This window comes from Streptomyces sp. NPDC054847, assembly GCF_053610925.1.
The window spans coordinates 11,364-37,312 of the sequence record NZ_JBSGZJ010000018.1 but is presented as its reverse complement, the minus strand read 5'-3'; the positions used below and the strand labels follow the sequence as shown (position 1 = coordinate 37,312).

Genomic DNA, 25,949 nt, shown 5'->3' with positions numbered 1-25,949 from the left:
CCTTGAGCTTGTCCCAGCTCGTCCTGCCCGGAATGCCGTCCGCGTCGCTGCCCGAATAGCCGAGCTTGCGCTGCCATGCCGCGTACGACTTGCGGTCCGCCTCCGACCAATCGGGGCCCGGGCCCACCTCGTAGCGGCCGCAGCCCTCCGCGACCAGACGTCTGCCCATCGCCGTGATGATGGCGCTGCGTCTGCCCACCTGGAAGAACGCCGCCCCGGGGAACGGCTCGTAGGTCGGCGCGGGCGGCGTCGTCGGCCCCGACGGTTTGCCGCCGAGCCGTTCCTTGATGCGGCTGCGCATCGCGTCCATGGTGAAGCCGCGCGGGTCGACCTTTCCCGGCTGCCACTCCTTGTGCCCGATGACCGAGCGCTGCGACCAGCCGTGGGCACGGCAGATCGCGGCCGCGGCCTTCTCGATCGCCTCCAGCTGCGCCGCCGGCCACGGGTCCTTGCCGTCACCGAGGTTGACGCATTCGAAGCCGTAGAAGTGGCGGTTGCCGTCGGTGTTGGCCTCGTTGTCGGCGGGCAGCGTCGCCGACTCGTTGATCACGGCGCGCAGCACGTCGTCGTCGCCGAGGCCGGCGTGGTTGGCCCGGCCGTTGCCGACCAGATACACCGTCCCGTCCTTGGCGATCACACCGTGGCACAGCGGGCCCGGCAGACTGGAGTGGCCGTTGTAGCAGAGCTCGACGGAACTCGAGGTGCCGGAGGTCACGGTGTGATGGATCATCACACCGTTCACCGGTCCCCAGGGGCCCTTGTGGTTGCGGTTGTGCGTGCGCCAGCTTCGGTGCTCGACGACACGCAGTCCTTCGTTGCGTAAGGCTCTGAGCAATTTGTCGGCGGACAGCGGGGTTGCCATCGTGGTGCTCCTTCCCGGCGGACCGTCAGTTCTCGGACCGTCCCTGATCGTTTTGCCCGTTGGCGGGTCCCGTCGAACCGCCCGACGCGGCACGCTCCGCGGCGACGGCCTCCTGCTCGGCGCTCTCCTCCGCGGCGAGCGCCTCAGCGTCGGCGGCGGGCAGCGGAGCGGCCAACGGCCCGAAGGCCAGCCGGAGATCGGCCACCGAGCCCTCGCCGAGGACCCAGGCGAGCGGGGCGCGGTGCACCCGCACCCCGTGCGGGGAGCGCAGCAGCGGACGCCGGGCGGCGTCCACCGGCCACTCGACCGAGCCCGTCGCCGTGCGCGCCGGCACCGTCCAGAAGTCACCGGAGCGGTAGGTCCTGCCCGCTTCGAAGTACACGAACACCCCGTCCTCCAGGGGCAGCCAGACTCCCTCCTCGATGCGCAGCGCGCCGCCGCGGGACTTCGACGCGGCCGTCCTCGAGCGGCCGGAGCCCGCCGGGCGGGAACCGGGACGGTGGTCCCAGCGCCGCAGATACGGGGCGAGTTCGGGACGCCTGCCCACCGACGGGTCCGGTTCGCCGGACAGCCGCACCCGGCGGCCCGGCAGGTCGAGCTCCTCGACCCGCAGCAGCGGCAGCGGTTCCCGGCGGCTCGTGTAGGCGGTGTCGACGAACTCGACCCAGTCGCCCACGTTCAGGCCGAGCTTGTCGTCGCTGCCGATCGAGCCGAGCTCCACCCATGTGCCGTCGAGTTCGTCGACCGGGAGGGTCACCGACCCGTTCTCCCTGGACCACTTGAACGTCGCCTCACCGGCCGGGCCGCCCTCATGGACCTCCACCCGGTAGAGCTGGTTCTCCGGTCCCCGGTAGCGGGCGTCCGGACGCACCAGGCACGGGTCCTCGTCCGCCCGGTCCGGGCGTTCGCTGCGCGCCGCCATCCGCGCCGTCGGCGCCTGTGCCGCCTCCCACTTGGCGAAGGCCTCGCGGACCTGGTCCTTGGTGGCCCCGTCCTCGAGCTCCAGCTCCGAGCCCGGCACCGGGACGACCTGCCACACCACCTTCCGGCGCGCCGCGGTGTCCGGCATCGCCGCCCCGAGCGCGACCTCCCGCAGCAGCGGATCCTCCGCCGCCGTGACCGTCCGCTCCCACACCTGGAGGCAGGCCAGGTACGGGAATTGGGTCGGCAGCCGGTCGCCGGGGCGCTCCGGGTCGCGGTGGCCGTCCGGCTGGTCCCAGTAGGTCCAGGTGGCCGGCGGGGCGGGCGGCTCCGTCGCCGCGTCGCCGGTCTCGTCCTCGTCCGGCACGGGTACGCCGGGAGCGGGCCGGGTGGCATCGACGAGGATGCCGTCGACGTAGTAGCGGCCCCCGCCGATGGACAGGTCGTCGAGCTCCCGGCTGCCGCCGAGGAAACGCACCTCGAAACCGGTCGCGCCCTGCGGGCCGCCGTGCGTGCCGATCAGGTCGGACAGAGCGGTCCGGGCCTGGTGGAGCTGGATCGCCGCCTGCTCGTTGGCGTCGGCGTCCAGCTGTACGCGGCCCTGCTGCGCGATCACCGCCGAGTAGTGCCGCTCCGGCCGGAAGGTGTCGCGCGAGATGTCAGCGTGCATGGGTTCGGTGTCCCCCTCGGGTAGTTCGGAAGAAGTCGTCTCAGGTGACGGGGATGATCCCGGCGTCCGTCCCGGCCGGGGTGTACTCGGCGAGACGGGCCCGCAGGCTGTCCTCGCGCTGCGGTTCGTACAGATCGTGGAAGACACCCATCTCGGAGCCGTCGTCGGCGCCCCGGCGGATCTCGGGCGGGCACGCGTCGGACAGCCGGCCGTAGGCGGGTGTGCCGTACCGCTCACTCGTGAACAGCGGCCGCAGCGGCTCGCCGCCCGCGAGGTCCGGCTGGCAGCGGTGCCGGCGTGGAGTGCGGGAGCCCGGCGGCACGTACGAGTACCGCAGGCAGCCGACACCGCGCCGGGCCACCCGCATCTGGCCGGTGAAGACGCTGTTCTCGCCGATCTCGACCGTGTGCGTGTGCACCTCCCCGATCACCGTCGTGCGATGGGCGTGCAGCACGGCGTGCGCCAGGCGGCAGTCCGGCGCGGACAGCGCCTCGCGGTCGTGGCCGGTGGCGTCGAGGACGCTGTCCCGGATGTGGATGGGCAGCGGATCGTGGTTCACCTCGTCGCCGATCACCTCGATGGTGCCGAGGATGCTCCGCTCGATCTGCACACAGGCGGTGGTCCGCTCCAGGACCAGGCTCGGCTCCTCGGGCGAGTGCGGATCGCACTCCGGCTGCAGCGACCAGCCGGGCACCAGCGTGCAGTGCCGCAGCACCACAGCGCCGACCGGGCCGCTCACGTTCAGCCCGCGCCCGGTGATCAGCAGCCCGTCGAGGACGATCCGCGGCGCGTCCCGTCCCGGCGGGCAGTCGTCCTGGGCGCGGATGTTGAGCGCGTCGGGACGGTTGCTGTACCAGTCGAGCAGCCGGATCACCGGACGGCAGCCCTCGGCGGCCCGCAGCTCCAGCCTGTCGCCGCGCTCCAGGTCGAAGTCCAGCTGCTCCTGGTAGGCGCCGCTGTGGGTGATCTCGATGACGCCCTCGGGGCCGCAGCGGCCGGCCCGCCGGTCGCCGCGCCACTCCTCGTACGCGTCCATGATCTTCTGGAAACGCTGCCCGGGGCCCACCCGGTAGAACTCCGCCGCCGGCGAGGTGTCGCGCTCGCGCGGGTACTCGCCGCCGCCGGCGTCGTCCCCGAACGCGTAGTGGTAGGTGACCCACACGCCCTGCCGCGGCGCCGAACGCGACCCGAAGGCGATCCGCCCGAGCTCCGGGTCGACCGCCACCTGGCCACGCCGCGGCCGGTACCGCCACTGCGAGAGGTCCGCCACGACGATGTCCGACATCGGGACCGGCTCGTCCTGGCCGTCCCGCCAGATCGTGAAGCTCTTGCCCGGACCGTAGTGGTCCGCGAGCCGGTCGGCGAGCTGCCGGCGCCGGATGTACGCGGGCACGTTGTCGATCGTCGCGATGTGCGTCGCGGACGGTTCGGGCACCGGCTTCGTCACCAGCGGGCTGTCGTTGCCGAGGATCGAGAACGTGTACAGGCTGCGCGCCCGGTCGATGCAGTACGCCGGCGCCCGCGTCACGTGATACGGCTTCAGCCGCCACACGAACAGCCCCACACCGGCCGGGGACAGACCGCCCTGGCGCCGTTCCGAGGCCGCCCTGCGCACATCCACGGACCGGGCCGTGGACGTGAACGGGCTACCGGCCAGGTCGAGTTGCGCTCCCTGGCGCACGTCGGCCAGCCGGCCGCGCTCCAGCCGGCGGGAGTCGGCCGCGGGCGACCCCGACCCGTACAGCCGCACCGGCTGGTGGTGCGAGACCAGCCGGGAGAACTCGACGGCCCTGGCGGGCCATCCCGCGATCCCCTGCGCCATCTCCTCCAGCAGGTGCAGCGTGCCCTTGCGGCGCCGGTGGGCGACGGTGGCGGCCACGTCACGGCGCGGGGCGAGCGCCTCGGCGAGCCGCCGACGCGACTCCTCCTCCCCGCCGGCGCCGCCCAGGCCGCCGGTCGGAACCCGCTCGTACCCGGGCAGCGGCGCATAGCCCACCAGGTCGCCGAGATACGGCAGCACCCAGGGCGCCGCCGTCTCCACGAACAGGTCCTCGTACCCCTGCTCGACGCCGTCCCGCACCAGGTCGACCTGCTCGGCGATGACGGCGAGCAGCGCACGCAGCGGCTCCCCGCGCTCGGCGTCGCGCAGCCGGTGCCACTGCGGCAGCAGCTCCGCGAGACCGTCCGGTTCCCTGCTCATGCGGTGACCTCCGTCAGAATCAGCGTGTCGGGCACCTGCGGTGTGAGCAGGGCGAGTTGAGCCGGCCGGACACCGCGGAAGACGAACACCCGCCGCCCCGTCTCCAGCCGCCGGGTGTCGGTGATGTCCGGGTTCAGACGCAGCAGTTCGGCGAGCGGGATGCCGTGGCGGCCCGCGACCGAGGTCAGCGTCTCGCCGCCGTCGGCGGTGACGCGGTGCACGACCTCGTCGTACTCGGCGTGCCGGGCCGGGACCGTGGCCGCCGGCCCGCCGAGGCGTTCCGCCAGGCCGGCCAGTCCTTCCGGAGTGGCGGAGGCCGGGACGCCGCCGAACACGTCGACGTCGACGTGTTCCACCCCCGGCACCCGGTGGGCCGTCGCCATCACCTCCGACAGCCGCGCCGGCCGGCCGATTTCCCTGCTCTCCGGGCCGAACGTGCGCAGCAGGGCCTGCCGGAGCCTCGGCTCCACGACCGTCCAGGTGTGGTCGGGCGCGACCTTCACCTTCGCCGCGAGGAGCAGCAGCACCAGCTCGCGGACGTCGACCCGCACCGGCAGCCGTCCGTCGCCGTACCGGGCCAGCGAGGACCGCAGGGCCCGAAGGACGTCGGAGTCACCGGCGACCGGGATGTCGTCGACGCCGGCCACCGTCACGTGCAGCACCTGGCGCCGGCCGTCGAAGACCTCCCGGGCGACGGCCCGGCCGATGCCGGCCCGCGAGCGGGCGAAGTCCTCGTAGTCCTTCACCGACACAAGCCGGTCGAGCGCCGACACGGCCAGCGGGACCGTGCGCCGGGTCAGGCCCGGCCCGTCGGCGTCCGCACCCCCCGTCGCGGCCTGCGGGTTGGTCACTCCGGTGACGCCGTGCGGCGCCGGCCGTCATGGAAGGAGCGGCACCCCGGCGGGAATCAGGGGGTCAGCGGCGGCCGCCGGCCGGGCTCGTCGTCGCGGGGCCGAGCGCCGTCCTCACGGATGACCTCGCCCTGCACGACCTTGCCGTCCGGGCGGTGCATGCGGGCCTGCTGGAAAGCGTCGCCGAGGCCGCCGGCCCTCGCGGCGTTCATCCGCCGCTCCAGCGAGCGTTCGGCGGCGCGGCCGAGCCGGGCCCGGACCGGCGGCACCAGAAGCAGCAGCCCGGCCACGTCGGAGACGAGACCCGGCAGCATCAGCAGCAGACCGCCGAGCATCAGCAGCCCGTTGCCCTCGGCCCGCACGGACGGCGCGGCCTCCTGGCTGCCCGTCTGCTGCTGAAGCGTCGCGGTGAGGTTCGCGAAGGCCCGCCGCCCCGCCCTCTTGACCACCACGGCACCGAGCACCGCGGCGCCGACGAGCAGCCCGAGGACGGCGAAGCCGCCCGCCGTGTCCGCCACGACGGTCAGCAGCCAGATCTCCAGGACCAGCCAGGCGGCGATCGTCAGGGGGATGAAAGTGCGGGCGCGGGAGCGCCTCGGGGCGGTCGGGGGCGGTGCGCCGGTCGTCATGCTCCCAGTGTGCCTGGGCGCCTGCCGGAGCGGCGTAAGCGGGTTGTCAGGAAGATCGCGGACGCCGGGGCGGTGACGCCTTGCGGCCGAGGAGGCGGCCGGCCCGCTCCTCCACTCCCCACGCGGTGACGCGCCAGAGGGCCTCGACGACGATGTCCCTGTTCATCTTCGAGTCGCCGAGCTCACGCTCGACGAAGGTGATCGGGACCTCGACGACATGGAATCCGGCGGCCACGGCCCGCCGGGCCAGGTCGACCTGGAAGCAGTAGCCCTGGGACGCGACGTCGGCGAGCCCGAGGCCTTCCAGGGTCTCGGCGCGGAAGGCCCGGAAGCCGCCCGTGACGTCGCGGAGCGGCACACCGAGCAGCAGACGCGAGTAGGTACTGCCGCCGCGGGAGAGGATCTCGCGGTGCTTGGGCCAGTTGACGACACGCCCGCCGGGCACCCAGCGGGACCCGAGGACGAGATCGGCGCCCTTGAGGGCGGTCAGCAGCCTGGGCAGTTCCTCGGGCTGGTGGGAGCCGTCGGCGTCCATCTCGACCAGGACGCCGTAGTCGTGCTCGATGCCCCAGCGGAAGCCGGCCAGGTAGGCCGCGCCGAGCCCTTCCTTGCCCTTGCGGTGCAGAACGTGCACCTGCTCGTCCTGCACGGCGAGCTCGTCGGCGAACTTGCCCGTGCCGTCGGGGCTGTTGTCGTCGGCGACGAGCACGTCCGCGTCGGGCACGGCGGCGCGCACCCGGGAGACGATCGACCGGATGTTCTCGGCTTCGTTGTAGGTGGGAATGATCACCAACACTCGGCCGAGCGGGCCGTACCGCCTCCCCTGGGGTCCACCATGGGGAACCGCACCACCGTCGTTCACTGCTGCCCCTTAAAGTCCGTCGCAGAGCCCAACCATAGCGAGCCCCGGCATGGCGTTTCCGGCGACACGGATCTACGGAGCTGCGGCGGAACGACGAGGACACCGCATGGGGACGGAACGACGGCCGGCCCGGCAGGACGCAGCGGATCGGGCCCGGCGTCCTTCGGGCCGACCTGGGGCCCGCTGGCTGCGGGTCGACCGAGAGCCGTTGTCTACTGAACGCCGGGCCCCACCCGGGTCGCACCTGCCGACCGGCGGAAACCTTCCCTCTGCCCCCGAGGCGCGGGCGCTGAACCTGGCTCCCAGTGGTGGTGCGCCGGTGCGGCACACCACCCCATGACCCAGCGGCGTTCGACGACTTGCGTGGAGGTTGCCGGTCGGAGTTCTTCGGTGGACTGTCCCGAACCTACCGGCCGGTGGGCGCTCGCTGTCAACAGTCGCCTGATCAGCGAGAATTACGGGAACCACCAGGTCAGGGGCGAAGATCCGCAGGTCGAGGCGGAACGGTGGGAATGCGGCCCGACGGCGCGAAATGTCCTTACGTCACCCGTTCGGTCCCTCGAAGACGGTTTGCCCTCCCACCACCGTCCGGACGCATACGGGCAGTTCGGCACCGGGTCCGAGGTCGGGCAGACCGGGCGTGCCGGAGCGCGGGTCGGTGGACCAGCGGGCCACCCGGTCGTCGGGCGCCTGGACGATCAGCGCCCCGGTGCGCCAGACCGCGTAGTCGGCGGGGGCGCCCGGCACGAGGACGCCGGCGTCGTCCTGGCCGACGGCACGCCAGCCGCCACGGGTATGGGCCGTGAAGGCGGCCCGTACGGAGATGCGGTGCTCGGGCGTCCGGTGGAAGGCGGCGGCCCGTACCGTGCCCCACGGGTCGAGCGGGGTCACCGGGCTGTCGGAGCCGAAGGCGAGCGGCACCCCGGCGCGCAGCAGCGCCGCGTACGGGTTGAGGGTGCGGGCCCGCTCGGCGCCCAGACGCTGGGCGTACATGCCGTCCTCGCCGCCCCAGGCCGCGTCGAAGGCGGGCTGGACGGATGCGGTGAGGCCGAACTCGGCGAAGGCGGCGATGGTTTCAGGGGTCAGCATCTCGGCGTGCTCGATACGGTGCCTCGCGGCGCGGATCCGCTCGAGTCCGAGCGCGTCGGCCGCCGCCCGGACACCGTCGACGACCGCGCTGAGGGCGGCGTCGCCGATGGCGTGGAACCCGGCCTGCAGCCCCGCCCGGGTGCAGGCGGCCACATGGGCGGCGACGGCCGCGGCGTCGAGATGGGCGCTTCCGGTGGTGGCGGGAGCGTCGGCGTACGGGGCGTGCAGGCAGGCGGTGTGCGAACCGAGGGAGCCGTCGACGAACAGGTCCCCTGCCGCGCCGGAGGCGCCGAGCTCGCGGATGCGCCGGGCGTCCTTCTCGTCGGCGACCTGTTCGGCCCAGTAGCCCACGACCCGTGGGCCGGGTTCCGAACGGGAGAGCGCGAGCAGGGAGGTGAAGTCGGCCTCGTCGGAGATCTCGGGGCCCGCGCACTCGTGGATGCTGCCGATGCCGAGGGACGCGGCGCGGGAGAGCGCTGCCCGCTGCGCGGCCCGCCGTTGGGCGGGCGTGACGGCCGCATGGGCGGCGGCGCGGACGGCGTGGTGGGCCGCCGCGGTCAGCGGGGCGTCGGGGTGGAAGCCGGCCAGACCGGTGACGCCGGGAACGAGATCCAGCAGCGCGGTGGTGACGACCGCCGAGTGGACGTCGACCCGCGGCAGGTACAACGGCCGTCCGCCGGCCGCCTCGTCGAGTTCCGCGCGGCTCGGGGGCCGCTGCTCGGGCCAGCGTGTCGCGTCCCAGCCGTGCCCGAGGAGGACCTGGCCGGCGGCGGGGTGGGCGGCGCTGTACTCGCGTACGAGGCGAAGGGCCTCGGAGAGGGAGGCCGCACCCGACAGGTCGAGGCCGGTGAGGGCGAGGCCGGTCGAGGTGGTGTGGACGTGGGCGTCGGTGAACGCGGGGGTGACCAGGGCCCCTTCGAGGTCGACCACTTCGTCGACGCCGGAGGCGAAGGCGTCGGCGGCGCCTTCCGAGCCCACCCAGGCGACGTGTCCCTTCTCGACGACCATCGCGGTGGCGAAGGGGTCGGCGGGGCTGTGGACTTCTCCACCGCGCAGCAGCACGGTGCGGTGTTCGCTCTGGGGGGCGGTGCTCTCGGTCATGGGGCAAGCCTAGAGAGCCGGTGGGCGCGCCCCGTACCGGGCCGGTGGTCCGTGGCCGGGGCCCGTGGACCACCGCGGGTCAGATCCGCGGCGGGCGGGCCTCGTACGGGGTGGAGAGGACGACCGTGGTACGGGTGGAGACGCCGGAGAGCGAGCGGATCCGGGTGAGCAGGTGCTCCAGCTCGAGTGGGGTCGCGACGCGCACCTTGAGGATGTAGTTCTCCTCGCCGGCGACGCTGTGACAGGCCTCGATCTCCGGCACACCGGCGAGCCGGTCCGCGATGTCGTCGGGAGCGCTGGGGTCGAACGGCTTCACCGAGATGAACGCGGTGAGCGGCAGGCCGACGGCCTCCGGGTCGACGACCGCCGCGTAGCCGCGGATGACGCCCCGCTGCTCGAGACGGCGGACGCGCTGGTGCACCGCCGATGTGGACAGGCCGGTGGCCTTGCCCAGGTCGGTGTAGCTCATCCGCCCGTCCTTGACGAGCAGGTCCACGATCTGACGATCCAGCTCCTCCATGCGGATCAACCTATGGCCCTGGATCGCTTCCGGCACAGTCCCGAAGCGTCCGGACGGGCGCCAGAGGCCTCCATGTGACCAACACCACAGGTTTGCCCGGTCGATGCGCCGTGACCCCACGGTTACCCGACCTGCACGGTGGGCATTGCTTGCTGTGGTCGAGGCCGCACATGCCTGGTCGGCCCATCCAAGGGGGAGATTCTCCATGCAGAGTGTCAAGACTGTGTCTTCCAAGTCCGGACGTACCGAACCGGAGCCTGTTGATCCGGCCGAGACGGCGGAGACGGACGTCCTGGACGCGTACGACACCTTCGAGATGTACCGGGTGATCTGCCCGGACTGCGCTCAGCCGATCGCGCTGCTGGCGGACGAGGACGTCCTGCCCGAGCACGCGCTGTGCCCCACCCCGTGGAACCCGTTCGGTCTGACGGTCTGCTCGGGCACCGGCCGGGACGCCTCCCTCGCCCGTCCCGCCGACGAGTCGCTGGAGGTCCAGGAGCAGGACACCGCGCTCCTGCTGACGCTGCCGCAGGGCCTGGACTGGCGCACCCAGCCGTTCTCGCACGTCGGCGGCCCGGGCTCGCGGCCGCTGAAGGTGCCGCCGATGCGCCGGGCAGCCTGAAGGACGTGCCCCGGGGAGCCCGACGCGCTCCCCGGACCGCGAGTGCGACCCGCAGACGTTGCGCCGGGGCGCCGCACGCGCTCCCGGCGTCGATGAACACGACCGCAAACGTGTACTGAGGCCGCACGCGCTCCCGCCGACGAACACGACCGCAGACGTGTGCCGGGGCGCCGCACGCGCTCCCGGCGCGCCGACGATCACGACCGCGGACGTGTCCCCGGGCGTCGGGCGCTTCCGGTGCCGCGGGAACGTGACCGCTCAGCGCCTCGCGCCGCGGTCGGCGACCGTGTAGCCCCTGCACTGGCGCTCGAATAGTCCCGACGGTAACCGCTTCCGCGCGTGGCGCGTTGGCCGGGCATGAGCCTGCATCCCCCGACCACGCAAGGCCGTCGGCGCCTCGTCGTGCCCGTTCGTGAAGAATCGGTTCCGCACCCGGCCGATCCGCCCATCTACCGTGAGCTTCTCCAACTGTGGGCGAGCCGGGGCAGAACGCTGCCGGGGCGCCGCGACCCCGAGTGGGCGAGACTCGCGGCGCCGCCGGTGGAGAGCGCGCGGGTCAGCGCGTCTCAGGGCCGGCCAGATGGCGGGCGATGACCATCCGCTGGATCTGGTTGGTGCCCTCGACGATCTGCAGCACCTTGGCCTCGCGCATGAAACGCTCCACCGGGAAGTCCTGCGTGTAGCCGTAGCCGCCGAGGACCTGGACGGCGTCGGTGGTGACGCTCATCGCCGCGTCCGTGCAGAACAGCTTCGCCATGGCGGCCTGCCGGGAGAACGGCTGTCCCGCGTCCCTGAGCCGGGCAGCGGCGAGGTAGAGCGCGCGCCCCGCCTCGATCCGGGTGGCCATGTCCGCGAGCATGAAGCGCAGGCCCTGGAAGTCGGCGATGGGACGTCCGAACTGCTTGCGTCCGGTGGCGTAGTCGAGCGCCTCGTCCAGCGCGGCCTGCGCGACGCCGATGGCACAGGCGGCGATGCCGAGCCGGCCCGAGTCGAGGGCGGACAGCGCGATGGCGAAGCCCTGGCCCTCCTCACCGATACGGCGCGAGTCGGGGATCCGGACACCGTCGAAGTGGAGCTGGGCGGTAGGTGATCCCTTCATGCCCATCTTCTTCTCCGGCACCGCGGGGTTCAGCCCCGGCGCGTCGCCCGGCACCAGGAACGCGGTGATGCCCCGCGGGCCTTCCACCCCGGTGCGGGCGAGGACCGTGTAGAAGTCGGCGACGCCGCCGTGGGTGATCCAGGCCTTCGTCCCGGTGATGACCCAGTCGTCACCGTCCCGGACGGCCTTGGTCCGCAGCGACGCGGCATCGGAACCGGAGGCGGGCTCGGAGAGGCAGTAGGCGCCGAGCAGACCGCCGCCGAGCATCGCGGGCAGGTGCTCGCCCTGCTGCTCCTTGGTGCCGTATCCGGCCAGCGCGTGACAGGACAGGGAATGGACGCTCACGCCGAGGCCGACGGTGAGGCGGGCCGCCGCGAGCTCCTCGAGGACCTGGAGATAGACCTCGTACGGCTGGTCCCCGCCGCCGAACTCGGAGTCGTAGGGAAGGCCGAGCAGTCCTGATTCGGACAGCAGCGAGAAGACCTCGCGCGGGAAGTGCCCGGCGTCCTCCTCCTCGGCCGCGCGGGGGGCGATCTCCCGCTGGACGATGTCGCGGACCAGGGTGATCAGATCCCTGGCCTCTTCGGTGGGCAGCTGACGGTCCACCGGCTGCGGGGCGCGGTCGGGCATGGCGGCGCTCTCCTCCCTGTCGGGCGCTGCGGCGGTCACGCGCAAAGGGTGTGGGCGAGCCGCCGGTTGTTCTGCCAGGCCGATGGTGCCCTTCCGGATCACGAAAGAGGCTGCATGGCGGCTTGTGGCGCGCCTGAGTATGCCCGATCGGAACGCGGGCGTCACGAGTCTGCCGGGGAGAAAGCCGCAGCCCGCGGGGCGCTTCCCGGGAGGTGGGGGCGTCGCGGGCGGGAGACCGGGGACTAGAGCAGGCCGACCTGGGTGATGAGCATGGCCAGGACCACGACGAGCGTCCAGCCGAGGACGTGCTCGAGGAAGTCGGGTCCGTCGTCCGGGCCGCCGGTGCGGGTCGTCGGCAGGGTGCGGTCGGCGGTTGCTGCGTTCGAGGTCATGGTGCGTCTCGTTCGGTCGTCCGGCAGGTGGCTCCCCCTGGGGATCTTTCGTCCGGATCGGGCGGAAGATCCTGGCCACACAACAGTGCCAGCGGCAGCGGCCCCCGGGGTAGAGACGTTCGTCACTGCCGCCGGGGGCTCGCGGTGCGTCAGCGGACGCCGACGGCCGCCAGAGCCGCTTGCTGGACGGCCGTGGGGTGCGCGGGCCAGTACAGGTAACAGACGCCTCCTGTGCCGGAGACCACTTTCCCGCTGGCGTTGTAGCGCTTCGTACGGAGCCAGATCTTCTCCCATTCGGCACGGCGGTAGACGCGGCGCACCGCCTCGTTGCTCGGCGACGCCGGGTCGTTGGCGATCACGTCACCGTCGGCGGTGAAGCCGATCACCGTCATGAGGTGGCCCGCGGTGCCGTAGCCGGCCCCCGTCAGCTCCTCCTTCAGGAACGACTGGGACGTTATGGCCGGGATGCCGGCGGCGATCAGCGTCTCCAGATCGGTCAGCGAGTTCAGCCGGGTGACGACGGCGCTCATGTCGCGGTAGGTCGCGGCATAGGCGGCGTTGAAGGGCCAGTTGCCGCAGCCTTCATACTGGTGGTCGAAGGTGAAGCGGGCCGCGTGGCAGACCTGCGGATCGGCGAACGCGGGGTCGACCCACGCCAGATCGTCGGCGGTGGGCCTGCGTCCCCAGTACTCGATGATCATCTGCGACGACGTGGGGCTGCACCATGCCTCGCCGCCGTTGTCGTACTCCGGGTACTGGCCCACATGCGTGTTCTGGGAGTACCTCGGCACGATCAGCTCGCGGGTGAGGCCCGGCTCCGATGCCGGCACGCCGAAGCGGTCCGGGATGTCGGAGGTCATCGCGCCCAGCCGCCACACGGTGGGCGTGAGGGAGGTCCCCGGCCGGCGGTAGAGCGTGAGCCGCAGCCGGTACGAGTCGAGGCGCAGCCCGCTCGCGGCGTCGTCGACGGAGAAGGTGTCCGTCCAGATGCTCGCCCTGCCGTCGCCCTGGTCGTCCACCGAGGTCCGGCGGATGTCCTGGTCGCCGGCCGCCCAGCGGCCCATCACGAACCAGGGCGTCGCGGCGCCGTCCGAGTACTCGCCGCTCAGCTCCACCTGGAGCCATGTCCCGGCGGGGGTGTCCGCGTTCCAGGAGGCGATGGCTTCCGTGGCGGGCACGCGTGAGCGGTGCACCGGCGAGGTCCAGGTCGCGTACTCCCAGGTGGCGGTCGTGCCGGTGTGCGGGTCGGTGTAGTCGGTGGTGCCGGCGGGCTGGGCGATCACCACGCCCGGGCGGCGGCCGGCGACGGCCTTGGTGCCGGCGCGGTCGCCGCAGCGCCAGTCCGTGTAGGAGGACCAGAAGCGGTTGTCGACGAGCGGCTGCGTGCGCCTGGCAGGTGCCGCGGCGACGGCGGCCGCACCGCTCGCGGCGACTGCCCGGCCGGCCGCGACGGACAGGGTTCCTGCGGTGGCGGCTACCGCGATGGCGGCACCCAGAACGTCTCTGCGCGAAGTAGGTCTGGCCATGGGACCCCCAAGTCAGGAGCACGACAGTGGGGCCACTATCGCGGTTCGCGCCTCGCTTCTGCCAGGGATTCGCCTCGCGTCGCGGAAGCAATATTGGTCTGGTCCACCGGCGGTTCCGCCGTCGGGGTCAGCGGGGTGACCTGGGACGCCGCACCGTACCGGACTGCCGCACCCGACGAGCGCCTCTTAGGGTGGCCCCATGAACGACCTCGAGCGCCGGGCCGCCGGGCTGCGCACATTGCCGCCCTCCTGCGGCCCCGTGCGCCTGGTCGCGGTGGACGGTCACGCGGGCTCGGGCAAGAGCACGTTCGCCGGCCGGCTGGCCGACGCGCTCGGCGCGGACGTGCCCGTACTGCACCTCGACGATCTGGCCACCCACGAGGAGCTGTTCGACTGGACGGGACGGATGCTGAGCCAGGTGATCGAGCCCCTGACGCATGGCCGGGACGCGGCCTATCACCCGTACGACTGGAACCTCCGGCGCTTCCTCGCGCCGCGCGTGCTGCCCGCGGCACCCGTGGTCCTCGTGGAGGGCGTCGGGGCGGGGCGGCGGGCGCTGCGGCCGTATCTCGCGGCGCTGCTGTGGATGGACCGGGGCGCCGAGGAGTCCTGGGCACGCGGCAGAGCGCGTGACGGTGCGGCGCTCTCGGGCTTCTGGGACGGATGGACAGCGGCGGAGATGCGCCATTTCTTGTCCGATCCTTCGGCACCGTTCGCCGATGCCCTGATACGCGAGTGCCCGAAGGGTTACGAGTGGCTCCAGGTGCCCGCCGGGAATGCAGGTTCGCACCAATCGATCACTCGCAGTAATGGCCTTCCCCCGGCATTCTGAGGTGTCGGGATTACGTCTCAAGAGTGCCTCAACTCTGCTTGACCGACGGGGCGTACAGGTCTTACGTTCTCAATGTGCGGCTTTTCGAAGCCGTCGCAGACGCGAAGCCCCCGGTTGTTCCCCCGTGATCGGGGGCTTCGTTCTGCCCGTTTTCCTTCTCCTTTCCCCCTTGCGAGCCACTGTCGCTCACCCTGGGTCACCATCTCCGCGCCGTCACCGGGTCGTTGTGGCGCTCTTAATCGCCGCCCCGTGCACGGGTACGATGCACGACTGGAAGCCTTTGACGGCTGCCACGCCACAGCGGGCGCCCAACTCCCCCTCGTGGCATGGCTGTTCCGGCAGCGGTCGGGGGCCTTCGCCCGGCGCGACAACACTGGTGCACGGTTTGTAGGGGGGAGTGGGGGGACCCTATGGACATCGGCACGCAAGGGTCACGGCCGCCGGCGGACCTGGCCTGGGTGCGTGGCGTGGACGCCTGCACCATGGGCGCGTACCCGCAGGCAGAGGAGGAGTTCCGCACGGCCGTCCGGCTGGACCCGGGGATGGCCGACGCCTGGCTGGGGCTGCACGCCCTGCGGGTGGACACCTCGACGGCGCTGCTCCACATGTACCGCAGCCGCGACCGCTTCGGCGAGCAGCGGGCACGCCACCGCCGCACCCTCAACTCCTGGTACTGGCTGGGCTGGTGGGTGCAGCCGGTGCTGGAGAGCGGACGTGATCTGCTGCTCGCGCACGCCTCCCACTGGCTCGACGGCCGCCATGTGCCCGAGCTCGACCGGGCGCTCGCCGCGCTGCCGCCGGTGGACACCGACCCTCAGGTGCGGTTCCTGCACGCCTGCCGGGCCTATCTCGTCAAGGACTGGGAGCAGCTCGTACGCCATACGGAGCCGCTGGTCGACGACCCGCTGCTGGGCATCGAGGCCGGGCTCTTCGGCGGCATGGCCCGGGTGCGGCTGGAAATGTACGGGCAGGCGGAGCCGCTGCTGTCCGCGGCCCTGATGCGCTGCCGCAGCGAGCAGCCGCAGCGCAAGGAGCTTCGGTACTGGCTGGCGCGGGCGCACGAGGGCACCGGCCGCAGCGCGGCGGCACTGCCCCTGTACCGCGCGGTGCACCGCATCGATCCGGCCTTCATGGACACCGCGGCCCGCCTGGCGGCCATCGCCGAGTACGACGGGATCGACGTGTACGACGACTCGGTCGGTCTGGCCGCCGTCTCCCTGGCCGGATACGGCGGTGACACGGCGGACGTCCAGGCCGAGGGCGAGACGGCCCAGGGCCCCGAGCCGCGCTTCGGCGGCGACACCGGTGTCACCGTGCCGGGACCCGCGCCGGTCGTGCCGGCCGACGGCCCGCGTCGCAGGTCGGCCACGTCGTCGCCGTCCTCTCCCCCGCGGTTCCCCGCCGGGCCCACCGACCCGGCTCTGCTCGCGCAGGCGCTGGCGGAGCTGGAGCGCATGGTGGGGCTGGAACCGGTGAAGCGGCAGGTGAAGGCGCTGTCGGCGCAGCTGGAGATGGCCCGGCTGCGGGCCGTGCAGGGGCTGCCCGTACAGCCGCCGAAGCGGCACTTCGTCTTCTCCGGCCCGTCGGGGACGGGCAAGACGACCGTCGCCAGGATCCTCGGCCGGGTCTTCTACGCCCTCGGCCTGCTGGGCGGCGACCATCTGGTGGAGGCCCAACGGTCCGATCTTGTCGGGGAGTTCCTCGGCCAGACGGCGGTGAAGGCCAACGAGCTGATCGACTCGGCGCTGGGTGGCGTGCTCTTCGTCGACGAGGCGTACAGCCTGTCCAACTCCGGCTACAGCAAGGGCGACGCCTACGGCGACGAGGCCCTGCAGGTGCTGCTCAAGCGCGCCGAGGACAACCGCGACCACCTCGTCGTCATACTGGCCGGCTATCCGGAGGGCATGGACCGGCTCCTCGCCGCCAACCCCGGGCTGTCGTCCCGTTTCACCACCCGTGTCGACTTCCCGTCGTACCGGCCGCTGGAACTGACCGCGATCGGCGGGGTGCTGGCCGCCGACAACGGCGACGTGTGGGACGAGGAGGCGCGCGACGAGCTCCGCTCGATCAGCGGCCATGTGGTCGACCAGGGCTGGATCGACGAGCTGGGCAACGGCCGCTTCCTGCGCACGCTGTACGAGAAGAGCTGTGCGTACCGCGATCTGCGGCTGTCCGGCTGTCCCGGTCCGCCGACCCGCGAGGACCTGTCGACCCTGCGGCTGCCCGATCTGATGCAGGCGTACGGGGAGGTCCTGTCGGGCCGCGGTCCGGCCGGCCGCGGCCCGCAGGAGCCTCCCTTCGGGTGATGCGTACGCCGCTCAGCCCTTCACGAGCGCTCCGGCGTCGCTGTCCCGCGCGCCGGTGACGGCGGGCGCGGGCGCGGCCGTCACCGCGGGGGCGGAGGCCGTCCGGGGAGTGCCGGGCGCGACCCGGTGGGAAGGGTCGCGTACCTCGCCGACGAGCATTTCCAGTACGTCCTCCATCGCGACCAGTCCCAGGACCCGTCCGGACGCGTCGGCGACCTGCGCGAGATGGGTGGCCGCACGGCGCATGACGGTGAGCGCGTCGTCGAGCGGCAGTTCGGCGCGCAGGGTCGCCATCGGCCGCCAGACGTGCTGGGGTACGGCACGCTCCCCGTCCTCGAGGTCGAGGACGTCCTTGACGTGCAGATACCCCATGAACGGGCTCTCGCCGTCCGCGCAGACGGGAAAGCGCGAGTACCCGGTGCGGACGGTCAGCTCCTCCAGTCGCCGGGGGGTGACCGAGGGCGCGACCGTGACCAGCGCCGTGCGCGGGATCAGCACGTCGGTGACCGGGCGGCTGCCGAGCTCGAGTGCGTCCTCGAGGCGTTCCTGCTCCGCGGGTGCCAGCAGTCCGGCCTGGCCCGCGTCCTCGACGAGGCGGCCCAGCTGCACGCTGGTGAAGACGGCCTCGACCTCGTCCCTGGGCTCGACCCGGAAGGCCCGCAGCACCAGCCGGGAGCAGGCTCCGAGCGCGGTGGTGACGGGGCGGCAGAGACGGGCGAAGCCGACCAGGCCGGGGCTGAGCCACAGGGCGGTGCGCTCGGGCGCCGCCATGGCGAGGTTCTTCGGCAGCATCTCGCCGACGACGAGGTGCAGGAACACCACGACGGCCAGGGCGATGGCGTAGCCGAGCGGATGGATGATCCCCTCGGGGACATGTGCCGCGTGGAAGACGGGCTCCAGCAGGCGGGCGACGGTCGGTTCCGCGACGGCGCCGAGGGTGAGGGAGCAGACGGTGATGCCGAACTGGGCGGCGGCCATCATCTGCGGCAGGTTCTCCAGCCCGTGCAGGACCCTCCGGGCCCGCGAGGAGCCGGCCGCGGCGAGCGGCTCGATCTGGCTGCGGCGTACGGACACCAGGGCGAACTCGGCGCCGACGAAGAACCCGTTGGCCACGACGAGGAGCAGGGCGAACAGCAGTTGGAGAGCGCTCACCGGGTGGCCCCCGTCATGGCTTCCGACTGCGTGACCGCGTCGGCGGTGCGGACCAGACGGACCCGCTCCGCGCGGTACCGGTCGACCTGGCGCACGGACAGCCGCCAGCCGGGGAGTTCCGCGCGGTCGCCGGGGGCGGGGATGCGGCCCAGCAGGTCGGCGACGAGGCCGGCGAGGGTCTCGTACGGACCGTCGGGCACCTCGAGGCCTATCCGCCGGAGCGTCAGCACACGGCAGCTGCCGTCGGCCTCCCACGCGGGCCGTCCGTCCTCCGGGGCGACGGGCGCCAGTTCCGGACGGGCGTCCGAGTCGGAGTCGTGCTCGTCCCTGACCTCGCCGACCAGTTCCTCGATGATGTCCTCGAGGGTGACGACACCGGCCGTGCCGCCGTATTCGTCGACGACGACGGCTATGGGCTGCTCGCTGCGCAGCTGTTCGAGCAGCTGCTGCACCGGGAGGGTCTCCGGCACCATCAGCGGGACGACGGCGATCCGCTCGACGCCCACCCGCCGGCGTTCCTCCGCGCGCACGGCGAGGGCGTCCTTCAGGTGCACCATGCCCACGATCTCGTCGATGCGCTCACGGTAGACGGGAAAGCGTGAAAGACCCGTGGCCCGGGTGAGGTTGAGGACGTCCGCCGCGGTGGCGTCGGACTGGAGAGCGCTCACCTTCACTCGCGGGGTCATCACATGCTGCGCCGTGAGGTGGCCGAGCGACAGGGTGCGTACGAACAGGTCCGCGGTGTCCTGCTCCAGCGTGCCGGCCCGCGCCGAATGGCGGGCCAGCGACATGAGCTCGACCGGGGTGCGCGCGGAGGCCAGTTCCTCGGCCGGCTCCACGCCCGCCAGCCGTACCAGGCGGTTGGCGGCGGCGTTCAGCAGGGTGATGACGGGGCGGAAGGCCGACGAGAAGGCGGTCTGCGGGCCTGCCACGAACCTGGCCACCTGGAGCGGCCTGGACACCGCCCAGTTCTTGGGGACCAGTTCGCCGATCACCATCTGGACGGCGGACGCCAGCAGCATGCCGACGACCACCGCCACACCCGGCACGGCGCCTTCGGGCAGCCCGGTCGCGGTCAGGGGCCCGCCGAGCAGCGCGGCGAGCGCGGGCTGGGCGAGCATACCGACGACGAGGGAGGTGATGGTGATGCCGAGCTGGGTGCCGGAGAGCTGGAAGGACAGCTCGCGCAGCGCGCCGACGACGCGGCTGGCCCGGCGGTCGCCCTCGGCCGCCGCGCGTTCGGCGTCCGGGCGTTCCACGGTGACGAGTCCGAACTCGGCGGCCACGAAGAAGCCGTTGGCCAGGATGAGAAGGAATGCTGCGGCGAGCAGCAGAAGCGGGACGATCATGCCGCCGCCTCCGGAGAGGGGGCGGCGCAGGTACTACCGGACGATCCGTCCATTGCTGGAGGGAGTCACTCCTCGGGTCGCAGGGTGGCCCCGCCGGCCGACGGGCCGTGCGATGCGGGGCGGGGCGCACTCGGCGCCGCCGCCACCAGAGTAATCAAGCCGGGGCTGTGGAGGGCAGGGTCGCTGCCCCAAATGTCGGTCCCAGCGCTCAGTGTTGGTCCGGCCGGGTGTCGCCGGGTTGCTCCGGCCGGGTCCCGCGGGTCTCGGCGAGGGCACGCAGGGCGCGGGCGTCCTCGACGGCGCGGGCCCTGGCGATACCGGGCTGGATGCCCAGCACCGGCAGGCTGGTGCCGTCGCTGAGGTCGAGGAAGACCCAGGGGTCGCCGGCGCGCAGATTCACCCGCAGGATCTCCGCCCACGCCAGCCGTCGCGTACGGGTGAGGTTGACGACGGTGACACCGTCGTCGTCGGCGACGACCTTCGGCCGGCTCAGCAGGGCGAGGACCCCGAGGAAGAGCAGGGCCGTGAAGATGAAGCTGACCTGCTCGGGCGGGCTGAGCTTGTCGAGGAGCAGGGTGACGGTGGTGACGGCGGCGAACATGGCCACGCCCACGGTCAGCAGGACGATCCGGGTACGGGTCGGCCGGAAGGTGACCGGGAGCGCGGGCGGCCGAGGCGCCGGAGCAGGTGCGGACATGGTGTGTCGTCGGTCTCTCAGAGGCGGCAGGCGTGGATGGCCGTGGTGAGGATGGCCCGCGCGCCGAGCGCGTACAGGTCGTCCATGATCCGCTGGGCCTCCTTGGCCGCGACCATGGAGCGGACGGCGACCCAGCCCTCGTGGTGGAGCGGAGAGATCGTCGGGGACTCGAGGCCGGGGGTGAGGGCGACGGCCTGCTCCAGGTGCTCGACCCGGCAGTCGTAGTCCATCATCACGTAGCTGCGGGCGACCAGGACGCCCTGGAGGCGGCGCAGGAACTGCTGCACCTTCGGGTCCTCGCCGTCCGCGCCGGTGCGGCGGATGACGACGGCCTCCGAGGTCATGATCGGCTTGCCGATGACCTCGAGCCCCGCGTTGCGCAGGCTCGTACCGGTCTCGACGACATCGGCGATGACCTGGGCGACACCGAGCTCGATGGCGGTCTCGACGGCGCCGTCGAGGTGGACCACGGAGGCGTCGATGCCGCTTTCCGCGAGGTGCGCGGCGACGATGCCCTCGTAGGAGGTGGCGATCGTCATGCCGCCGAAGTCCTCGACACCGCCCGCGGTGCCCGGCTTGGTGGCGTAGCGGAAGGTGGACCGGGCGAAGCCGAGCTGGAGGATCTCCTCGGCGTCGGCGCCGGAGTCGAGCAGCAGGTCACGGCCGGTGATGCCGATGTCGAGCTTGCCGGAGCTGACGTAGATCGCGATGTCACGCGGACGCAGGTAGAAGAACTCGACCTCGTTGTCGGGGTCGACGAGGACGAGCTCCTTGGACTCCTTGCGCTGCTGGTAGCCGGCCTCATGGAGCATCGCCGACGCAGGTCCGGACAGTGAACCCTTGTTGGGGACGGCGATGCGCAGCATGAGACGGGCTTCCTTTGTTCGCGTGATGTGTACGTGCGGAGGGGTGGGCTGGCTCAGAGGTGGGCGTAGACGTCGTCGAGGGAGATTCCGCGCGCGACCATCATCACCTGGACGTGGTACAGCAGTTGCGAGATCTCCTCCGCGGCGGCTTCCTTGCCCTCGTACTCGGCGGCCATCCACACCTCGGCGGCCTCCTCGACGACCTTCTTGCCGATGGCATGGACGCCCTTGCCGACCAGCTCGGCGGTGCGGGAGGTGGCGGGGTCGCCCTCGGCGGCCTTCTGCTGGAGCTCGGCGAAGAGCTCCTCGAACGTCTTATTGGACATGGTGGTCCCAGACTACGCGGAAGCGGCCGCTGCTCAGCGCCAGGGTTCGGATACTGAACGCAGGATGGTCGCGGTGGCGACCGCCGCCGTGACCGCCTCGTGCCCCTTGTCCTCGTTCGAGCCCTCGAGACCTGCCCGGTCGAGGGCCTGCTCCTCGGTGTCACAGGTCAGCACGCCGAAGCCGACGGGGACGCCGGTGTCGATGGAGACCTGGGTCAGGCCCTGGGTGACGCCCTGGCACACGTACTCGAAGTGCGGCGTGCCGCCGCGGATGACGACGCCGAGGGCGACGATCGCGTCGTAGCCGCGGCCCGCGAGCACCTTCGCCACCACGGGCAGCTCGAAGCTGCCCGGGACGCGCAGCAGCGTCGGCTCGTCGATGCCGAGCTCGTGCAGTGCGCGCAGCGCGCCGTCGACGAGACCGTCCATGACCTTCTCGTGCCACTGGGCCGCGATCACCGCGACGCGCAGGTCTCCGCAGTTGCGGACGGACAGTTCGGGCGCACCCTTGCCGCTCATGTTTCTCCCTAGCCGTTCTTCACCGCCGTTGCGCAGTCCTGCCGGTCGGACAGTCCTGCTGGTGGCGCGATTCTCACTTGTTGCGAAGTTCTACCGGCCGCGCGCGGCGTCTCGCCTCACGCGGTTCTGCTGTACGGGGTTGTGCTGATGACGGGTTCTACTGGTTGCCGCACGTCGTCGCCGGGGCCGCGTCCAGCCATGGCAGGTCGTGGCCCATCCGGTCGCGCTTGGTGCGCAGGTACGTCAGGTTGTGCTCGCCCGCCTGGACAGGCATCGGTTCGCGTCCGAGGACGGTGATCCCGTACCTGACGAGCGCGGTCGACTTGTCCGGGTTGTTGGTCATCAGCCGCACGCTGCGCACGCCGAGGTCGGCGAGGATCTGGGCGCCCGCCGCGTAGTCGCGGGCATCGGCCGGCAGGCCGAGCTCGAGGTTGGCGTCGAGGGTGTCCCTCCCCCGCTCCTGGAGTTCGTACGCGCGCAGCTTGGACAGCAGCCCGATGCCACGGCCCTCGTGCCCGCGCAGATAGACGACGACACCGCGCCCGGCCCGCGTGATGCTCTCCATGGAGGCGTTGAGCTGGGGACCGCAGTCACAGCGCAGCGAGTGGAAGATGTCGCCGGTGAGGCATTCGGAGTGGACGCGCACGAGGACGTCCTCGCCGTCGCCGATGTCGCCGTGCACCAGGGCGACGTGCTCGACGCCGTCGACGGTGGAGCGGTAGCCGTACGCGGTGAACTCACCGGCCGCGGTGGGCAGATGGACCTCCGCCTCGCGCTTGACGGTGGGCTCCTCGCTGCGGCGGTAGGCGATCAGGTCCTCGATGGAGATGATCGTCAGGCCGTGCTTGCGGGCGAACGGCACGAGCTCGGGCAGCCGCAGCATCACGCCGTCCTCGCCGGCGATCTCGACGATCGCGCCGGCGGGGCGCAGGCCCGCGAGCCGGGCGAGGTCGACGGCGGCCTCCGTGTGGCCGGGGCGGGTGAGGACGCCGCCGGGCTTGGCGCGCAGCGGGAAGACGTGCCCCGGGCGTACGAAGTCGGCGGGTCCGGCCTCGCCGCCGGCCAGCAGCTGGAGGGTCATGGCGCGGTCGGCGGCGGAGATGCCGGTGGTCACCCCGTAGGCGGGGCCCGCGTCGACGGAGACGGTGAAGGCGGTCTGCATCGACTCGGTGTTGTCGCCGACCATCTGGGGCAGGTCGAGCCGCTCCAGCTCGTCGCCCTCCATGGGGGCGCAGATCAGGCCGCGGCACTCGCTCATCATGAAGGCGACGACCTCGGGCGTGGCCTTCTCCGCGGCGATGACGAGGTCGCCCTCGTTCTCGCGGTCCTCGTCGTCGACGACCACGACGGGGCGGCCCGCGGCGATGTCGCGGACGGCCTGCTCGACCGGGTCGAGGGAGAGGTCCTCGATGCTGTCGGCGGCGAACCAGGTTCGAGTCGTGGGGGCGGCCCGAAGGGCCTCGGGCAGGGTGGTGGTGGTTGACGGGCGCGCGGTCATGCTGCCGCTCCTTCCAGTGCGGGCCGGCCGCTCGTCCGCGAGCGCAGCCACCAGTCACGCAGGCCCCACAGGACGAGCGCGCCGTAGAGGACGTAGACGAAGCCGGAGAAGGCGAAGCCGTTGGCGAAGTTGAGCGGGACGCCGACCAGGTCGACGAGGAGCCAGGCGAACCAGAACTCGACCATGCCGCGGGCCTGGGCGATCATCGCCACGAGGGTCCCGACGAAGATGTACGCGTCGGGCCACGGGTCCCACGACAGGGACGGGTACAGGGTGAACAGTCCGCCGACGGCGGCGGTGCCGAGCACCGCGCCGCCGAACAGGTAGGCCCGCTCGCGCCAGGTCGCGAACCGGACGGCGATCGACCCGTCCTGCGCCTGCTGCCGGCCGCGGGTCCACTGCCAGTAGCCCCATGCGGCCACGGCCATGACCACGACCTGCTTGCCGGCGCTGCCGGTGAGGTGGGACGTGGCGAAGGCGGCGAAGAGGATGACACCGGAGAGGAACTGGGCGGGCCAGGTCCATATCGAGCGCCGCCAGCCGAGGGCGAGGGCGATCAGCCCGATCGTGTTGCCGATCATGTCCGACCACTTGATGTGCTGTCCGAAGGCCGTGAAGGCCTCGCCGTTCAGCCAGTCGATGGCGCTCACTCGGCACTCTCCTCGGCCTGTGTGCCGAGCAGCCGCTCGACGTACTTGGCGATGACGTCCACCTCGAGGTTGACCGGGTCGCCGGGCTGCTTGATCCCGAGCGTGGTCAGGGCGAGGGTGGTGGGGATGAGGCTGATCGTGAAGTGGTCGGTGCCCGCGTCGACCACGGTAAGGCTCACACCGTCAACCGTGATCGAGCCCTTCTCGACAACGTATCGAGCGAGACCGGAGGGCAGCGAGATCTTGACGATCTCCCAGTTCTCTGACGGTGTGCGCCCGATGACGGTGCCGGTGCCGTCGACGTGGCCCTGGACGATGTGGCCGCCGAGCCGCGCGCCGACCGCAGTGGGCCGCTCGAGGTTGACGCGGGATCCGGCCCGGAGCACACCGAGGCTGGAGCGCTTCAGCGTCTCGGCCATCACGTCGGCGGTGAACTCCCCGTCGCCGGTCTCGACGACGGTCAGGCAGACGCCGTTGACGGCGATGGAGTCGCCGTGCTTCGCGTCCTCGGTGACGATCGGGCCGCGCAGACGGAAGCGGGACGCGTCGCCGAGGTCCTCGACGGCGGTGACCTCGCCCAGCTCTTCGACGATTCCGGTGAACACTCAAGCTCCCTTGGGGACGGTGGCGGTGACGCGCAGGTCGGTTCCGATACGGACGGTCTCTGTGACATCGAGCCGCAACGCGTCGGTGATGGTGGTGATTCCGGCGCCGGTGAGGGCCGCGGGGCCCGCACCGAGGAGGACGGGGGCGAGATAGCCGATGACACGGTCGACGGCTCCGGCGACGACGAAGGCGCCGGCGAGCGTCGGGCCGCCTTCGAGGAGCACGGACCGCACGCCGCGCGCGTGGAGCGTGGCCAGCAGTGCGGCGATGTCCAGGCCGCCGCCGGACGCGCGGGGCAGCCGCCAGACCTCGCCGAGATGCGCGGTCGCGTCGGGCAGGACGTCCTCGGCCACCGCGACGGCGGTGGGCGCGGCGTCGTCGAGGACCCGTGCCCCGGGCTTCACGGCGACCGCCTCGGTGTCGATCACGACACGCAGCGGCTGGGTGGCGCCCGCGATGCCGCGGACGGCGAGGTGGGGGTCGTCGGCGCGGGCGGTGCCTGAGCCGACGAGGACGGCGTCGGCCTCGGCGCGCAGCCGGTGGACGTCGGCGCGGGACTCGGGGGAGCTGATCCAGCGGCTGGTGCCGTCGGCGGCGGCGACGCGGCCGTCGAGTGTGGCCGCGTACTTCCAGGTGACGTGGGGGCGGCCGAGGCGTACGGAGGTGAGCCAGCCGGCGTTGCCCGCGGCCGCCTCGTCGGCGAGGAGTCCCTGTTCGACCTCGATGCCGGCCGCGCTCAGGGTCTCGGCGCCTCCGGTGGCCTCCGGGTTCGGATCGGCGACCGCGTAGACGACGCGGGCGACGCCGGCCTCGGCGAGCGCCTGCGCACAGGGGCCGGTGCGGCCGGTGTGGTTGCAGGGCTCGAGGGTGACGTACGCGGTGCCGCCGCGGGCGAGGACCCCGGCGGCGCGCAGGGCGTGGATCTCGGCGTGCGGTCCGCCGGCGCGCTGGTGGAAGCCTTCGCCGACCACGTGTCCGGAGGCGTCGGTGATGACGCACCCGACGACCGGGTTGGGGCTGGTGGAGCCGAGTCCGCGGGCGGCGAGCGTGATCGCCCGACGCATGGCGTCTGCTTCGGCTGCGGTGGCCACCGGGTCCTCCTGCCTCTTCGGGCACGGACTCCGGGGCCTGTCGATGACGACAGAGAGCGGAGGAACACCACAGGGGGACGCCG

At 72.3% G+C, this 25,949-nt stretch carries 24 protein-coding genes; 3 read left to right on the top strand and 21 right to left on the bottom strand.

From position 1 onward, the window contains the following. The 8 genes from ACWGH4_RS04170 to ACWGH4_RS04135 form a co-directional block, all read right to left on the bottom strand. On the bottom strand, positions 1-862 hold an 862-nt coding region (locus tag ACWGH4_RS04170; protein WP_453455338.1), incomplete at its 3' end, for a peptidoglycan-binding protein. A 25-nt stretch (positions 863-887) separates the two neighbouring features. Continuing rightward, positions 888-2,453, bottom strand: coding sequence for a DUF6519 domain-containing protein (locus ACWGH4_RS04165; RefSeq protein ID WP_453455335.1), 1,566 nt, complete (start codon positions 2,451-2,453; stop codon positions 888-890). 40 nt (positions 2,454-2,493) lie between these two features. After that, positions 2,494-4,653, bottom strand: a complete 2,160-nt coding sequence (locus tag ACWGH4_RS04160) for a hypothetical protein (RefSeq protein WP_453455332.1) — start codon at positions 4,651-4,653, stop codon at positions 2,494-2,496. After that, the gene (locus ACWGH4_RS04155) at positions 4,650-5,504 is read right to left on the bottom strand and encodes a LysM peptidoglycan-binding domain-containing protein (RefSeq protein WP_453455329.1); all 855 of its coding nucleotides are present in this window, start codon (positions 5,502-5,504) and stop codon (positions 4,650-4,652) included. The genes ACWGH4_RS04160 and ACWGH4_RS04155 overlap by 4 nt, the downstream gene beginning before the upstream one ends. Before the next feature lie 56 nt (positions 5,505-5,560). Further along, positions 5,561-6,133 carry an FxsA family membrane protein gene (gene fxsA, locus ACWGH4_RS04150; RefSeq protein ID WP_453455326.1) on the bottom strand — a complete coding sequence of 191 codons (573 nt, stop codon included), beginning with the start codon at positions 6,131-6,133 and terminating at the stop codon, positions 5,561-5,563. A 46-nt stretch (positions 6,134-6,179) separates the two neighbouring features. Then, positions 6,180-6,995, bottom strand: a complete 816-nt coding sequence (locus tag ACWGH4_RS04145; RefSeq protein ID WP_453455323.1) for a polyprenol monophosphomannose synthase — start codon at positions 6,993-6,995, stop codon at positions 6,180-6,182. A gap of 543 nt (positions 6,996-7,538) precedes the next feature. Continuing rightward, a complete protein-coding gene (locus ACWGH4_RS04140; RefSeq protein ID WP_453455320.1) occupies positions 7,539-9,185 on the bottom strand; it encodes an amidohydrolase in 1,647 nt (548 codons plus the stop codon). 79 nt (positions 9,186-9,264) lie between these two features. Beyond that, entirely contained in the window at positions 9,265-9,705 is a 441-nt protein-coding gene (locus ACWGH4_RS04135; protein ID WP_441265242.1) for an Lrp/AsnC ligand binding domain-containing protein, read from the bottom strand. 205 nt (positions 9,706-9,910) lie between these two features. On the opposite strand from ACWGH4_RS04135, the gene ACWGH4_RS04130 reads away from it, so the two are divergent. Further along, positions 9,911-10,327: a hypothetical protein gene (locus tag ACWGH4_RS04130; RefSeq protein WP_453455316.1), complete on the top strand. Its 417-nt coding sequence runs from the start codon at positions 9,911-9,913 to the stop codon at positions 10,325-10,327. Positions 10,328-10,883: 556 nt separating this feature from the next. Here the strand turns inward: ACWGH4_RS04130 and ACWGH4_RS04125 are convergent. The 3 genes from ACWGH4_RS04125 to ACWGH4_RS04115 all read right to left on the bottom strand — a co-directional run bounded on the left by ACWGH4_RS04125 (position 10,884) and on the right by ACWGH4_RS04115 (position 13,974). Next, positions 10,884-12,056, bottom strand: a complete 1,173-nt coding sequence (locus ACWGH4_RS04125) for an acyl-CoA dehydrogenase family protein (protein WP_441265413.1) — start codon at positions 12,054-12,056, stop codon at positions 10,884-10,886. A 242-nt stretch (positions 12,057-12,298) separates the two neighbouring features. Beyond that, on the bottom strand, positions 12,299-12,448 hold the full coding sequence (locus ACWGH4_RS04120; RefSeq protein ID WP_159693922.1) for an SCO1431 family membrane protein: 150 nt from the start codon (positions 12,446-12,448) through the stop codon (positions 12,299-12,301). A gap of 149 nt (positions 12,449-12,597) precedes the next feature. Then, positions 12,598-13,974: a peptidase C39 family protein gene (locus ACWGH4_RS04115; RefSeq protein ID WP_453455313.1), complete on the bottom strand. Its 1,377-nt coding sequence runs from the start codon at positions 13,972-13,974 to the stop codon at positions 12,598-12,600. 199 nt (positions 13,975-14,173) lie between these two features. Between ACWGH4_RS04115 and ACWGH4_RS04110 the strand changes: the two genes are divergently transcribed. After that, positions 14,174-14,806 (top strand): uridine kinase family protein, encoded by a 633-nt coding sequence (locus ACWGH4_RS04110; protein ID WP_453455310.1) that lies wholly within the window; start codon positions 14,174-14,176, stop codon positions 14,804-14,806. Positions 14,807-15,216: 410 nt separating this feature from the next. Beyond that, positions 15,217-17,112, top strand: a complete 1,896-nt coding sequence (locus tag ACWGH4_RS04105; protein WP_441265246.1) for an AAA family ATPase — start codon at positions 15,217-15,219, stop codon at positions 17,110-17,112. Between the two features lie 12 nt (positions 17,113-17,124). Here the strand turns inward: ACWGH4_RS04105 and ACWGH4_RS04100 are convergent, their stop codons facing one another. The 10 genes from ACWGH4_RS04100 to ribD form a co-directional block, all read right to left on the bottom strand. Then, on the bottom strand, positions 17,125-18,264 hold the full coding sequence (locus tag ACWGH4_RS04100) for a hemolysin family protein (protein ID WP_453455306.1): 1,140 nt from the start codon (positions 18,262-18,264) through the stop codon (positions 17,125-17,127). Then, positions 18,261-19,613: a hemolysin family protein gene (locus ACWGH4_RS04095; protein ID WP_453455303.1), complete on the bottom strand. Its 1,353-nt coding sequence runs from the start codon at positions 19,611-19,613 to the stop codon at positions 18,261-18,263. The genes ACWGH4_RS04100 and ACWGH4_RS04095 overlap by 4 nt, the downstream gene beginning before the upstream one ends. Before the next feature lie 208 nt (positions 19,614-19,821). Next, on the bottom strand, positions 19,822-20,310 hold the full coding sequence (locus ACWGH4_RS04090; RefSeq protein WP_441265249.1) for a PH domain-containing protein: 489 nt from the start codon (positions 20,308-20,310) through the stop codon (positions 19,822-19,824). A gap of 17 nt (positions 20,311-20,327) precedes the next feature. Beyond that, entirely contained in the window at positions 20,328-21,176 is an 849-nt protein-coding gene (hisG, locus tag ACWGH4_RS04085) for an ATP phosphoribosyltransferase (RefSeq protein ID WP_441265250.1), read from the bottom strand. A 53-nt stretch (positions 21,177-21,229) separates the two neighbouring features. Then, complete coding sequence (locus ACWGH4_RS04080) at positions 21,230-21,502, bottom strand: phosphoribosyl-ATP diphosphatase (protein ID WP_005319995.1); 273 nt, start codon at positions 21,500-21,502, stop codon at positions 21,230-21,232. A gap of 33 nt (positions 21,503-21,535) precedes the next feature. After that, a complete protein-coding gene (ribH, locus tag ACWGH4_RS04075; RefSeq protein ID WP_159693905.1) occupies positions 21,536-22,021 on the bottom strand; it encodes a 6,7-dimethyl-8-ribityllumazine synthase in 486 nt (161 codons plus the stop codon). 157 nt (positions 22,022-22,178) lie between these two features. Next, positions 22,179-23,519: a bifunctional 3,4-dihydroxy-2-butanone-4-phosphate synthase/GTP cyclohydrolase II gene (locus ACWGH4_RS04070; protein WP_453455298.1), complete on the bottom strand. Its 1,341-nt coding sequence runs from the start codon at positions 23,517-23,519 to the stop codon at positions 22,179-22,181. After that, positions 23,516-24,160 (bottom strand): nicotinamide mononucleotide transporter family protein, encoded by a 645-nt coding sequence (locus ACWGH4_RS04065; RefSeq protein WP_453455341.1) that lies wholly within the window; start codon positions 24,158-24,160, stop codon positions 23,516-23,518. The genes ACWGH4_RS04070 and ACWGH4_RS04065 overlap by 4 nt, the downstream gene beginning before the upstream one ends. 5 nt (positions 24,161-24,165) lie before the next feature. Further along, on the bottom strand, positions 24,166-24,774 hold the full coding sequence (locus ACWGH4_RS04060) for a riboflavin synthase (RefSeq protein ID WP_441265252.1): 609 nt from the start codon (positions 24,772-24,774) through the stop codon (positions 24,166-24,168). Continuing rightward, a complete protein-coding gene (gene ribD / locus ACWGH4_RS04055) occupies positions 24,775-25,866 on the bottom strand; it encodes a bifunctional diaminohydroxyphosphoribosylaminopyrimidine deaminase/5-amino-6-(5-phosphoribosylamino)uracil reductase RibD (RefSeq protein ID WP_453455294.1) in 1,092 nt (363 codons plus the stop codon). Positions 25,867-25,949 lie beyond the last annotated feature (83 nt).